Source organism: Lysobacter alkalisoli (assembly GCF_006547045.1).
Lineage (GTDB): Bacteria > Pseudomonadota > Gammaproteobacteria > Xanthomonadales > Xanthomonadaceae > Marilutibacter > Marilutibacter alkalisoli.
Genome location: NZ_CP041242.1, coordinates 3,661,683 through 3,674,256 on the forward strand (window position 1 = coordinate 3,661,683; position 12,574 = coordinate 3,674,256).

At 68.3% G+C, this 12,574-nt stretch carries 9 protein-coding genes; 2 read left to right on the forward strand and 7 right to left on the reverse strand.

The window, feature by feature from the left end; translation table 11 throughout:
- Window positions 1-38 precede the first annotated feature (38 nt).
- Complete coding sequence (locus tag FKV23_RS16145; RefSeq protein WP_141624786.1) at window positions 39-2,813, reverse strand: TonB-dependent receptor; 2,775 nt, start codon at window positions 2,811-2,813, stop codon at window positions 39-41.
- Window positions 2,814-2,931: 118 nt separating this feature from the next.
- A complete protein-coding gene (locus FKV23_RS16150; RefSeq protein WP_141624787.1) occupies window positions 2,932-3,966 on the reverse strand; it encodes a glucokinase in 1,035 nt (344 codons plus the stop codon).
- 398 nt (window positions 3,967-4,364) lie between these two features.
- Between FKV23_RS16150 and FKV23_RS16155 the strand changes: the two genes are divergently transcribed.
- Together FKV23_RS16155 and FKV23_RS16160 are read left to right on the forward strand one after the other, a co-directional pair.
- Complete coding sequence (locus FKV23_RS16155) at window positions 4,365-5,657, forward strand: sugar MFS transporter (protein WP_141624788.1); 1,293 nt, start codon at window positions 4,365-4,367, stop codon at window positions 5,655-5,657.
- 102 nt (window positions 5,658-5,759) lie between these two features.
- Window positions 5,760-6,794: a LacI family DNA-binding transcriptional regulator gene (locus FKV23_RS16160; RefSeq protein ID WP_141625251.1), complete on the forward strand. Its 1,035-nt coding sequence runs from the start codon at window positions 5,760-5,762 to the stop codon at window positions 6,792-6,794.
- A gap of 66 nt (window positions 6,795-6,860) precedes the next feature.
- On the opposite strand, the gene FKV23_RS16165 is transcribed toward FKV23_RS16160, so the two are convergent.
- The 5 genes from FKV23_RS16165 to zwf form a co-directional block, all read right to left on the reverse strand.
- Window positions 6,861-7,154 (reverse strand): hypothetical protein, encoded by a 294-nt coding sequence (locus FKV23_RS16165; protein WP_141624789.1) that lies wholly within the window; start codon window positions 7,152-7,154, stop codon window positions 6,861-6,863.
- Between the two features lie 223 nt (window positions 7,155-7,377).
- Window positions 7,378-8,007 carry a bifunctional 4-hydroxy-2-oxoglutarate aldolase/2-dehydro-3-deoxy-phosphogluconate aldolase gene (eda, locus tag FKV23_RS16170; RefSeq protein ID WP_141624790.1) on the reverse strand — a complete coding sequence of 210 codons (630 nt, stop codon included), beginning with the start codon at window positions 8,005-8,007 and terminating at the stop codon, window positions 7,378-7,380.
- Between the two features lie 163 nt (window positions 8,008-8,170).
- Window positions 8,171-10,036: a phosphogluconate dehydratase gene (gene edd, locus FKV23_RS16175; RefSeq protein WP_141624791.1), complete on the reverse strand. Its 1,866-nt coding sequence runs from the start codon at window positions 10,034-10,036 to the stop codon at window positions 8,171-8,173.
- A 154-nt stretch (window positions 10,037-10,190) separates the two neighbouring features.
- On the reverse strand, window positions 10,191-10,937 hold the full coding sequence (gene pgl / locus FKV23_RS16180; protein WP_244244033.1) for a 6-phosphogluconolactonase: 747 nt from the start codon (window positions 10,935-10,937) through the stop codon (window positions 10,191-10,193).
- Window positions 10,937-12,433, reverse strand: coding sequence for a glucose-6-phosphate dehydrogenase (zwf, locus tag FKV23_RS16185; protein ID WP_208543191.1), 1,497 nt, complete (start codon window positions 12,431-12,433; stop codon window positions 10,937-10,939). The genes pgl and zwf overlap by 1 nt, the downstream gene beginning before the upstream one ends.
- Between the last annotated feature and the right edge of the window lie 141 nt (window positions 12,434-12,574).

Below are 12,574 nucleotides of genomic sequence, written 5' to 3' on the forward strand. Positions count from 1 at the left end.
TCAAACGATACCTGCGGTACGCAGCTGACTGCGTGCCATCAGTAGTTGAAACGGAGGTTCAGGTAGTACTGGCGGCCGTTCTCGTAGATCGAGCGAGGGCGGTCGCGGTTCTCGGCGTAGTACTTGGTCTTCGGGTTGTTGAGGTTCAGCGCATCCAGGCTCAGCGAGAAGTTGTCACTGATCTTCCAGCCCAGCGAGGCCGACAGGCTGTCGATCTCATCCTGGTAGAACGCCGAAGCGCGATCCAGGCCGCTGTAGAACTCCGAACGGTACGTGTAGTTCACTCGGGCACTGAACAGGTCGTTCTCGAAGTAGGCACCCAGGTTGTAGGTGTTCTTCGAGGTGCCCAGCATCGGCGAGCCGTCGTCAGTCTCGCCATCGGCGTAGGTGTAGTTGGCGAACGCGCCGAAGTACTCACCGATCGGTGCCTCCCACGCCAGTTCGATACCCTTGACCTTGGCACCGGTCCCGACGGGTACCGACAGGTCGTAGTCGATCAGCACGCCGTCCGGATGCAGGTTATCGATGGTCAGGAATTGCTGGCGCACGATGCCCAGCGAGACGTAGTTGTCGATGTTCATCGAGAACAGGCTGGCCGACAGCAGGGCACGCTCTGCGTAGTACCACTCGAAGGTACCGTCAAGGTTGGTCGAGATGATCGGCTCGAGGTTCGGGTTGCCACCGGTACCGGTACCGACGCCGCCCTCGGTGGCAGGCGGGCTCAGACTGATCGCACCTGACAGTGCGGAGAAGTCCGGACGGGTCAGGGTCCGCGATGCGGCGAAACGCAGAACCATGTCGTCGTTGAGGCTGTAGCGGAAGTTGGCGCTCGGCAGCCAATCGTTATAGGTGTTCTTGGTAACCACCTGCTTGAATGGACCGAAGGCCGAGGTCGTGATCGCGTCCGGGTCCGTGGCGTCGGTATTGACGTAGTTGGTGACTTCCTCCTCGGTGCGCACGTAGCGCACGCCGATGTTGCCGCTCCAGTTGTCGCCCTCGAAGTTGAACTGGGTATAGGCGGCGGTGCTGCGCTCCTCCAGAGCGTAGGCACCCGGGAAGAAGAACCGCTCGACCGGGTCTCGGTTGGTCAGCCGGTTGTACTCGGCCAGGTCGCGCATCGAGTGGTACCAGATGTCGCGCGGGAAGTTGCCGCCGATGCCGTTGGCGAAATCACCCGGATAGTTGCGGTAGTCGACCGGAAAGTTGGCCGGGTCGGCCGGCGACTGGGTGCCGACCGGACACCAGTACGGTTGTGACCAGTCGAACGGCACCACGTTGCCGGCCGAGTCGATGCATCCCGGGCCCTGCGCGGTGATGCGGTCCAGACCACGCTCATGGCGCGCATCGCGGACACCGAATTCGATCGTGCTCAGGGTGCCGCCGACGTAGTACTCGCCGTCCAGCTTCAACCAGTCCTCGGAGTCCTCGACGTCGATGTCCTGGAAGCCGAAGATCCAGTCGAGGCGGTAGTCGACCCCAGCCACGCCCGGCACCGAGGTATTCAGGCTGCCAAGGTTCCAGTCGGCCGCGCCGACACCGTTGAGCTGCCAGCCGGCACCGGTACCAAAGCCCAAGTCCCATTCGGCCACGTCCTGCGTCGGAGTCTTGCCGTGGCCCTCGGAAGTGCCGGCCTGGAAGCTGAGGGTCAGGCTGTCGGTGGCATTCCACTTGCCATCGAGCGTGAGGAACTCGGTGCTGGACTTGGACCCCGGGCGCGAAATCTCGTCGTAGATGCCGTATTGCTGGCCTTCGACGCCGGTGAAGTTGGCCGACACCAGGGTGCCGTTGCGGACCACGTAGCCCGGGTCCGGCGCCTGGCCGTTGCCCTGGCCGAGGATGCGCGCGCCCCACAGCATGTAGTTGCGGTTGTAATTGTCGGCCTTGAGGTCGGAGCGGAAGTAGTTGGCCTCGAACTCGGTGTTGTCGGTCGGCCTGAGCTGGAAGGTCAGCTTGCCGCCGGTGCGCTTGCGCTCCTGCTCGAACAGTGCCGAACCGATCAGGGTCGGATAGTAGACGCCTGCCAGGTCCGGATTGCTGGCAGCAATGGCGGAATCAGCCGCGATCTGCTCGTAGCCCAGCAGCTCCTGGCCATCACGACGCAGGTGGCGCTCCTCGCTGAATGCCTGCACGGTCACGCCGAAGGTGCCGGCGTCGTTCTTCCAGTTGCCGAGCACCGACAGCTGCGGGGCCCACTTCTCGGGCTTGTCGGCATAGACCGCACCGACCGAGCCGAACACGCTGAAACCGGTGTCGAAGTTCAACGGGTTGCGGGTGATGATGTCGATGTTGCCGACCGCGCCGCCCTCGACCAGCTTGGCCTCGGACGACTTGCGCACCATCACCTGGTCGACCAGCTCGGCCGGCAGCAGCGAGTAGCTGACGCTGCGGCCGACGGTGCCGGTCTGGTTGAGTACGAACCAGTCGCCGGTGGCGACGCTGTGGCCATCGATCAGGGTCTGGGTGAAGCTCGGCGGGGTGCCGCGCATGCTGACGCGGTCGTTCTCGTCGAACGCGCCCTCATTGGCGCTGGCGGCGCTGATGTTGACGCCGGACACGCGCGCCAGCGAGTCGGCGACGTTCTTGTCCGGCATCTTGCCGATGTCCTCGGAACTGATGACCTCGACGCGGGTGACCTCGTCGCGCTTGGCCGCGAGCGAAGCCGCCTCCGCGGCGCGGATGCCGCGGACGACAACCGTGTCGAGATCGGTGGCCGAGGCATCGGCCGCCGCCTCCTGAGCGACGGCGGCGCCGGTGAATGACAGCGCGGCGAGGATGCTCGCCGATAACAGGGTTTTGCGAAGTGTAGTGGTCATTTTCTCTCTCCCTCGGGTCGTATCCGGCGGTGCGGCCCCTTCTGCGCGGTGCTCGCTCCCCCTGGTGCTTGAAGCCCGCCAGCGGCGCCGGCCGGGCGTTTCGGTTCAGGCGATCGGTTCAACTCCCACGCGCTTGCTCCATTTCGTACTCCATCCCGTGCTGCAGGTACCAGCTGGCGGCACCGATCACGCCGAGCCGGTCGTTCTCGATCAGGCGCACCGGCAGGCGCTCGAGCACCGGCCGCATCGCACCCTTGTCGCGCAGGCGCGTCAGGAACTCGCTGCCGGCGATGAAATCCTTGAGCCGCGGCAGGATGCCGCCGGCGATGAACACCGAACGGGCGCTGCTGACCACGGCCAGGTCTCCGATCACGCTGCCGAGCAGGGCGCAGAAGGTCAGCACCGCCTCGCGCGCGCTCGGGTCGCCGTCGCGCGCAGCCGAGCTGATCTGCGAGGGATCCAGCGGCTGCGGGCTGCGGCCGTCGATCGCGCACAGCGCGCGATACAGGTTGACCAGGCCGGGGCCGGACACCAGGTCTTCTGTCGGCACATGACCGCCACGCCGCTGCAACCAGCGCAGCACTTCGAGCTCGCGCGGGTTGCCGGGTGCGAAGGCGGCGTGGCCGGCCTCGGTCGGCAGCACCACGGTGCCGTCGCGATACGGCACCCGCATCGCCGCGCCCAGGCCGGTGCCGGGGCCGACGACCAGCACCGGGCCGGGCTCATTGGTCTCCACGCCCGGGGTCAGCAGGGTCGCCTCGGCCGGGTTCATGCACTGCGCGGCGTGCGCGGCGGCCTGGAAGTCGTTGATGAACAACACCCGCTGCAGGCCCAGTGCCCGGCGCAGGTCGGCACTGGACACGCGCCAGTGCAGGTTGGCATTGACCACCACGCCGTCGAGCATCACTCCGGCACAGGCGATCGCCACGCTGTCGACATCGCCGGCCCCGCCGGGGATGCCGGCAATGAAGTCGGCGATGATCGCGGCCAGGTCCGGATACTCGGCGCAGGCGTACTTGCGATGCGTGAGCACGGCGACCGGCGATTCGCCCGCGCCACCGGCGCAGACCAGGCCCACACGGGTGTGGGTGCCGCCGACATCGGCGGCGATGAAGCGGCGCTCGGCCACCACCAGGCGCTGCGCTGCGCTCATGCCATCGCCCCGCCGATCCCCGTACAACCCGAGCTGCGCTGCATGCGCACGCGGGCCGAGCTGCCAGAACACTCCCCTTTCATCGAGCCTCCATACGGGTCCATCCCCGTAGCGGGGACCGAGCCTGCGACAGATAAGACAACGATGTCAACTTTTTGTCTTGAAAGCGTGCAACAGCCCGGAAAACATGCTGGCCAAGCACTTTATTGCTGCGATGCAGCATGAAATTATGCGCGGAAAGCCCGAGAAAAAGGTGTTTTTTGAAGAGTACTGGCCTACGGGACAAACTTGTGACAACGTGCGGTCAAAACACGCCCGCGCCAATGCCACCGGACCGCGGCCGCCACACCACGACCGCCGGCGGGCCTGCCTGCCGCACACGGAGGGGAGTCCGTTCCATGTCTTCGACCACGTCCACCGCCGCACCGCATCGCACCCAGGGCTACCTGCTCTCGATCGGGATCATCGGCCTGCTGTTCTTCCTGTTCGGCTTCGTCACCTGGCTCAACGGTCCGCTGATCGCGTTCGCCAAGCTCGCCTTCGATGTCAGCGAGGTCGGGGCGTTCCTGATTCCGTTCGCGTTCTACATCTCCTACTTCTTCCTCGCCCTGCCTTCCTCGCTGATCCTGAAGAAGATCGGGATGAAGAAGGGCATGGCGCTGGGCCTGTTCGTGATGGCGGTCGGCGCGGTGGTGTTCGGCCAGTTCACCACCGGCCGCCACTTCCCCGGAGCGGTGGCCGGCATCTTCGTAATCGGCGCCGGGTTGGCGATCCTGCAGACCGCGGCCAACCCTTACATCTCGATCCTCGGCCCGATCGAGGGCGCCGCGCAGCGGATCGCGGTGATGGGCATCTGCAACAAGCTGGCCGGCATCCTCGCCCCGATCGTGCTCGGCTCGCTGGTACTGCATGGCATGGGCGACCTCGCCACGCAGGTCGAGGCGGCCGACCCCGCCGGCAAGGAAGCGCTGCTAAACGAGTTCGCGGCGCGCATCCACGACCCGTACATGGTCATGGCCGGCCTGCTGGCGCTGGTCGCGGTCGGGGTGCTGTTCTCGCCGTTGCCGGAGTTGCGTCCGGAAGAGGCCAATGCCGAGACACCCGGCGCCGCCGGCAGCCGCCGCACCCTGTTCCACTACCCGCACCTGTGGCTGGGCGCGGCCTGCCTGTTCGCCTACGTCGGCGTGGAGGTGATGGCCGGCGACGCGATCGTGATCTACGGCGAGTCGCTCGGCCTGCCACTCGACCACAGCAAGTTCTTCACCTCGCTGACCCTGGGCGGGATGCTGGCCGGCTACCTGGTCGGGTTGATCACGATCCCGCGCTTCATCTCGCAGGAGCGTTATCTGGCCTGGTCGGCGGTGCTGGGCGTGGCGCTGACCATCGGCGCCTTCTTCACCAGCGGCTACGTGTCGGTCGCCTTCGTCGCCCTGCTCGGCTTCGCCAACGCGATGATGTGGCCGGCGATCTTCCCGCTCGCGATCCGCGGCCTGGGCCGCCTGACCGAGCTCGGCTCGGCGATCATGATCATGGGCATCGCCGGCGGCGCGGTGATCCCGCAGCTGTACGCGGTACTGCAGAGCTCGTTCGACTTCCAGTGGGTGTTCCTGCTGCTGATGGTGCCGTGCTACCTGTACATCTGGCACTTCGCCACGCGCGGATACCGGGCGGGGCTGAAGGGCGAGGCCTGACCCGGATGCGCTCCGCACCGCCGGAGTCACGGGCTGGCTGCCTGTTCACGCCGCGCCCCGCGGCCGTTAGGCTAGGCGCCTGACCGCATGAACGAGGTTCCGGTGCGCCGCCCCACGATCAAAGACGTTGCCGAGCGCGCCGAAGTTTCGCTCAAGACCGTTTCACGGGTGATCAACGACGAGCCGGGCGTGCGCGCCCGCACCCGCGAGAAGGTCAACCAGGCCATCGCCGCGCTCGGCTACCGTCCCGATCCGTCCGCGCGCAGTCTGCGCAGCGCCCAGCCGTACGCGCTGGGCGTGGTCTACGACAATCCCAACCCGTACTACATCATCGCGGTGCAGAACGGCGTGCTGTCGGCCTGTCGCGAGACCGGCTACGGCCTGCAGATCCACCCCTGCGACGCCTCCTCGCCGGTGCTGGCCGCGGACCTGATCGATCTGGTCCAGGGCGCGCGCCTGGCCGGGCTGGTGCTGGCCCCGCCGATGTCCGAGCGGATGGAACTGGTCAACGAACTGGTCGAGCAGGGCATCCGGCTGGTACGCATCGTCTCCGCATCGGCCGACCCGCACGACGGCGCCCCGTGCGTCTGGGTCGACGACCGCGACGCCGCCTACGACATCACCGAACATCTGATCCAGCTCGGCCACCAGCGCATCGGCTTCCTCTGGGGCGGCACCTCGCACAAGTCGAGCTCGGAGCGCTACAAGGGTTACGCCAAGGCGCTGGCCGACTACGGCATCGTCGAGGACGAGACCCTGGTGCTGCCCGGCGATTATTCGTTCGACGACGGCTTCCGCGGCGCGCGCCGGCTGCTCTCGTTGCCCGAACCGCCGACCGCGATCTTCGGCAGCAACGACGAGATCGCCGCCGGCGTGCTCGCTGCGGCCCGCTCCAGCGGCCTCAACGTGCCCTACGACCTGTCGATCGCCGGCTTCGAGGACAGCCCGTTCTCCAAGCAGTCGTGGCCACCGCTGACCACCGCCAGCCAGGCCACCGAGGCGATCGCCCGCCACGCCGCCTACCGGCTGATCGCCGAGCTGCGCCGCGACGGCAACGTCGATACCCACCCGAACGAAGGTTTCAGCCCGGTGCTGGTGGTGCGTGGCTCGACCGCGCCGCCGCGGCCGAAGGCGTGACACTGCAGTTTGCGACGCAACCTGTCGCCGGGTAAGGCGAAGCCGTACCCGGGCCACGTAAAACCCCTATGGAAGCGGGTTCGGGTTCTTGCGTGGCCGCAGCCGCCACCACACATACCCCGCCACCAGCGCCGGGATGCCGAACACCATCAGCAGGAACGGCAACTCCTCGGAGACGCTGTAGCCGGCCTCGATCACGCCGACGCCCATGTTGACCAGCGCGGCGACCAGCCAGATCGGCATGAACCACAGCGCCGCGCGACGTGTCGCGCCCGGCACCCGCAAGGCCCACAGGCGGCCGATCAGCAGGAACAGGCCGAGCACGGCCAGGCCGGCGATAACCATCAGGATGGTGTGCATGCGAAGCCCCTTGCGCGGAAACCCGGCAAGGATGATGCAACAGACGCGTACAGAGCGCGTCAGGGTGCGGAGCCGGGGCCCTCACCCCAACCCCTCTCCCGTAAACGGGAGAGGGGCCATAGGCGTCGCGGCCGCCTGGAAGCCCTTCTCCTAGGCGTCGCGGCTGCCTGGAAGCCCCTCTCCCACGTGTGGGAGAGGGGTTGGGGTGAGGGCAGCCTCAGCCTCAGCCTGCCCGCAGTGCCGCCGCCTCGCGGGCCAGCTGTTCGATCGCGGCCCAGTCACCGGCGCGCATCAGTCCGGCCGGGGTAATCCACGAGCCGCCGACACAGGCCACGTTCGGAGTGGCGAGGTATTCGGCGGCATTGGCCAGACTGATGCCGCCGGTCGCGCAGAAGCGGATCTCCGGCAGCGGGCCGTGCAGGCTGCGCAGCAGCGCAGTGCCGCCGGCGGCCTGGGCGGGGAAGAACTTCTGGAACGTGAAGCCCGCCTCGGCCAGGGTCATCGCCTCCGACGCGCTCGCCGAGGCCGGCAGCCAGGCCACATCATGGCCGCGTGCGGCGGCAAGCAGGTCAGGGGTAGAGCCGGGCGAGACCGCGAAGCGCGCACCCGCTTTCGCCGAGGCATCGAGGTCGGCCGGGCGGCGCACGGTGCCGGTGCCGACGATCGCGTCAGGCACCTCGTCGGCGATCGCGCGCACCGCGGCCAGTGCGGCGTCGCTGCGCAGGGTCACCTCGATCACCGGCAGGCCACCGGCGACCAGCGCGCGCGCCATCGGCACCGCGTGGCTCGCGTCCTCGATCACGACCACCGGGATCACCGGGGCCAGGTGCAAGACTTTCTCGATCAGGGTCATGGGGTCACTTGGCTCACAGAATGACTTGGGAAAACCTCAAGGCTCTCGTCATGCCCGCGCAAGCGGGCATCCATGGACGTTGGCCTTTCGAAACGCAAAGTCCATGGCTCCCCGCGCAATCGGCCATTGGGCCGATGCAAAAACACGAGCGCGGGGATGGCGATCAAGCTCTTTCATGCGTGTCCGATGCTGATGCAGCATCGACACCGGCGTCAAAGGCCGAGCCGCCCCGTGTTGCCGGACCGGCGACACGGCGGAACAGGTCGAACAGTTCGCGGCCCATGCCATGCTGATGACCGGACAGGTCGGCGACGACCGGCTCGCGGGCGGCGAATTCGGCCGCATCGACCCGCGCCTCCAGCGTGCCGGCCACAGCATCGAGGCGGACCACATCGCCATCGCGCAGGCGCGCGAGCGGACCACCGTCGGCGGCCTCCGGACTGACGTGGATCGCCGCTGGCACCTGGCCCGAGGCGCCGGACATGCGGCCGTCGGTGACCAGGGCGACACGGTGGCCGCGCTTCTGCAGCACGGCCAGGGTCGGGGTCAGCTGGTGCAGCTCGGGCATGCCGTTGGCCTGCGGGCCCTGGAAGCGGACCACCACGATCACGTCGCGGTCCAGTTCGCCGCGCTCGAATGCGGTCCGCACCTCGCCCTGCTCGCTGAAGATCCGGCACGGCGCCTCGATCACGGTGCGGTCGTCCGGCACCGCCGAGACCTTGATCGCACCGATGCCGAGGTTGCCGTGCAGCACACGCAAGCCGCCATCGGCGCGGAACGGCTCGGCGACCGGCCGCAGCACGGCGGTGTCGGCGCTCTCCGGCGCAGCCGGGGCATAGGCGACACCGTTGGCGCCGTCGACGCGCGGTTCGACCCGATAGCGTTCCAGCCCCGGGCCGGCGACGGTTTCGACGTCACCGTGCAGCAGGCCTGCGTCGAGCAGCGAGCCGATCATGAAGGCGAGTCCGCCGGCGGCGTGGAAGTGGTTCACGTCGGCGCTGCCGTTCGGGTACACGCGCGCCAGCAGCGGCACCACCGACGACAGCGCGTCGAAGTCCTCCAGCCGCAGCTCGATGCCGGCGGCGGCGGCGATCGCGATGATGTGCAGCAGGTGGTTGGTCGAGCCACCGGTCGCGTGCAGTCCGATCACGCCGTTGACGATCGCGCGCTCGTCGATGATCCGGCCGACCGGGCGGTAATCGTCGCCGAGCGCGGTGATCGCGGCGGCGCGGCGGGTGGCCTCGGCGGTCAGCGCGTCGCGCAGCGGGGTGTTCGGATTGATGAAGCTGGCGCCCGGCATGTGCAGGCCCATGATCTCCATCAGCATCTGGTTGGAGTTGGCGGTGCCGTAGAAGGTGCAGGTCCCCGGCGCGTGGTAGCTGGCGGCCTCGGCCTCCAGCAGTTCGTCGCGGGTCGCCTTGCCCTCGGCGTAGCGCTGCCGCACGCGCGACTTCTCGTCGTTGGGGATGCCCGAGGGCATCGGTCCGGCCGGCACGAACACCGCCGGCAGGTGACCGAAGCTGAGCGCGCCGATCAGCAGGCCGGGGACGATCTTGTCGCACACGCCCAGGTACAGCGCGGCGTCGAACATGTCGTGCGACAGCGCGACCGCGGTCGACAGCGCGATCACGTCGCGCGAGAACAGGCTCAGCTCCATGCCGGCGCGGCCCTGGGTCACGCCGTCGCACATCGCCGGCACGCCGCCGGCGACCTGGGCGGTGGCGCCGACGCCGCGCGCCGCGTTCTTGATCAGGAACGGGAAGCGCTCGAACGGCTGGTGCGCCGACAGCATGTCGTTGTAGGCGGTGACGATGCCGAGGTTGGGCGAACTGTCACCACGCAACGCGTCCTTGTCGGACGGCCCGCAGGCGGCGAAACCGTGGGCGAGGTTGCCGCACGACAGCCGCGCGCGGTGCGGGCCGTGGCCGGCGGCGGCATCGATCCGCGCCAGATAGGCGGCACGGGAGTCGCGGCTGCGCTCGCGGATACGGTCGGTGACTTCGGTGATTGTGGGGTGCAGGGTGGACATGACTACAACCTCTTTCTCCATCCCCTCCCCCGCATGCGGGGAAGGGTGAGGGTGGGGGTGCGCGAAGCGCGATTACGAAGCATCGCAGCCCTTTTGCCCCCATCCCGGCCTTCCCCCGCCAGCGGGGGAAGGGGCCAAGAACGGGCGCCCGACATTACGGACACCAATACAACATCGGCGTGACCGGCGCGCCGGCCATCGCGGCGCGCACCGGCAGGGTCGAGCGTGGATCATTGATCGCGCCATCGAGCACCGCGCGCTTCTTCGCCCCCTCGATATGCAGGTACAGCGAGGGTGCGGTGAAGATCGCGCTCAGCGTCAGCGTCATCCGCGGCTCCGGTGCATTGGCGGTACGCACCGCCAGCGCCGGAGTGCGGCCGCGCGGGGCGAGGCCGATCTCGCGCAGGCCGGAACGGTCGGCGCCCAGGTCCGGGAACAGTGAGGCGACGTGGCCGTCCTCGCCCATGCCGAGCACGACCACATCCAGCGGCAACGCCTTGTTGGCGACCTGCACCAGCACCGGCAGCAATGCCGATTCCGGGGTCGGCGCCGGGCGGTACAGCGGCATGAACTTCGCCTTCGCCGCCTCGCCCTGCAGCAGGGTCTCGCGCAGCAGGCGCTCATTGGAACGTTCGCTCTGCGGCGGTACCCAGCGGTCGTCGACCGGCAGCACGGTGACCCGCGACCAGTCGACGGTCTGCTTCGACAACTCGGTCAGGAACGCGCGCGGCGTGCTGCCGCCCGACAGCGCGATGCGGGCGCTGCCGCGGCGCGCGATCGCGGCACGCAGGTTGGCGGCGACCGCCTTCGCCAGCGCTTCGGCCAGCACGGCGCCGCCGGTGAATTCATGGGTATCCAGGGGCAGGGGCATCGGCTCGATCACTCTCAGTTCGGCAGGCATCAACCTTCGTCCTCGTGCCAGGTGCGGCCATCGCGCTCGATCAGGGCCACCGCGGCGCTCGGGCCCCAGCCGCCGGCGGTGTAGGGCTTGGGAGCGTCGTGATTGACTTCCCAGGCATTGCGGATCGGGTCGATCCAGTGCCACGCGGCGTCGACCTCGTCGCGGCGCATGAACAGCATCGGGTTGCCGCGCACGGTGTCCATCAGCAGGCGCTCGTAGGCGTCGGGCTGGCGACCGCCGAAGGTCTCCTCGACGCTCAGGTCCATCGCCACCTCGCGCATGCGCATGCCGCCCGGGCCCGGCACCTTGTGCATCAGCCACAGCTTGATGCCCTCGTCCGGTTGCAGCCGGATCACCAGCTTGTTCGGCGCCAGCGGACTGGCGTTGGGCAGGTCGGCGAAGATCGAATGCGGCACCTGGCGGAAGGTCACCACGATCTCGCTCATCCGCTCGGACAGGCGCTTGCCGGTGCGCAGGTAGAACGGCACCCCGGCCCAGCGCCAGTTCTGCACCTCGGCCTTGATCGCGACGAAAGTCTCGGTGTGCGAGCCGTGGCCGAGCTCGTCGAGATAGCCCGGCACCGCCTTGCCGCCGACCGCGCCGGCGCGATACTGGCCGCGCACGGTGAGCTGGGCGGCATTGCCGTTGTCGATCGGGCGCAGCGAGCGCAGCACCTTGAGCTTCTCGTCGCGGATCGAATCGGCGGCCAGCGAGGCCGGCGGCTCCATCGCCACCAGGCACAGCAGCTGCAGCAGGTGGTTCTGGACCATGTCGCGCAGCGCGCCGGACTGGTCGTAGTAGCCCGCACGGGTCTCCAGCCCGACCGTCTCGGCGACGGTGATCTGCACGTGGTCGATGTGCTCGGCCTTCCACAACGGTTCGAACAGCGCGTTGCCGAAGCGCAGCGCGGTCAGGTTCTGCACCGTTTCCTTGCCGAGGTAGTGATCGATCCGGTAGACCTGCGACTCGTCGAACACGCGGCCCAGCGCCTCGTTGATGACCTGGGCGCTGGCGCCGTCCTTGCCGATCGGCTTCTCGACCACGACCCGGCTGCCTTCGCCGGACAGGCCCGCCGCCTGCAGGCGGTCGCCGACCATCGCAAACAGGCCGGGGCCGACGGCGAGGTAGAACACCCGAACCCGGTCCGGGTCGTTGCCGATCTCGGCGGCGAATTCCGGCCAGCCGGCCTCGCCGGACAGGTCGAGGCGGCGGTAATGCAACAGTTCGATGAAGCCATCGACGCACTCGGCCACCCGCGGGTCGGCCGCGGCTGCGGCGGCGACCGCCTCGCGTACGCGCTCGCGATACGCCTCGTCGCTGCGCTCGTCGCGGGCGATGCCGTAGATGCGGGTGCCGGCGACGATCTGGCCGTCGACATAGCGGTGCAGCAGTGCCGGCAGCAGCTTGCGCATGGCCAGATCGCCGGTGCCGCCGAAGATCACCAGATCGAACGGGGGCATCGGAGTGACGGAGGGGTGCTTGGCGTGCAGGGTCATGGATGGACTCGCTGGGGGCGGCACCGCGGCACCCGTGCCGCGGACCTCCGGGCTGTGACTGGTCTGGTGTTTGACCATGCGGCGAACGATACCACTACGATACCAATTGCGCAAACCACTTCCCATCTCCCGCCATTCCCG

Excerpts from the sequence above, each read along its gene's own strand:
- FKV23_RS16150 (WP_141624787.1), bottom strand. The coding sequence starts at position 3,966 with ATGAGCGCAGCGCAGCGCCTGGTGGTGGCCGAGCGCCGCTTCATCGCC.
- edd (WP_141624791.1), bottom strand. The coding sequence starts at position 10,036 with ATGTCCACCCTGCACCCCACAATCACCGAAGTCACCGACCGTATCCGC.
- eda (WP_141624790.1), bottom strand. The coding sequence starts at position 8,007 with ATGACCCTGATCGAGAAAGTCTTGCACCTGGCCCCGGTGATCCCGGTG.
- zwf (WP_208543191.1), bottom strand. The coding sequence starts at position 12,433 with ATGACCCTGCACGCCAAGCACCCCTCCGTCACTCCGATGCCCCCGTTC.
- pgl (WP_244244033.1), bottom strand. The coding sequence starts at position 10,937 with ATGCCTGCCGAACTGAGAGTGATCGAGCCGATGCCCCTGCCCCTGGAT.
- FKV23_RS16155 (WP_141624788.1), top strand. The coding sequence starts at position 4,365 with ATGTCTTCGACCACGTCCACCGCCGCACCGCATCGCACCCAGGGCTAC.
- FKV23_RS16165 (WP_141624789.1), bottom strand. The coding sequence starts at position 7,154 with ATGCACACCATCCTGATGGTTATCGCCGGCCTGGCCGTGCTCGGCCTG.
- FKV23_RS16145 (WP_141624786.1), bottom strand. The coding sequence starts at position 2,813 with ATGACCACTACACTTCGCAAAACCCTGTTATCGGCGAGCATCCTCGCC.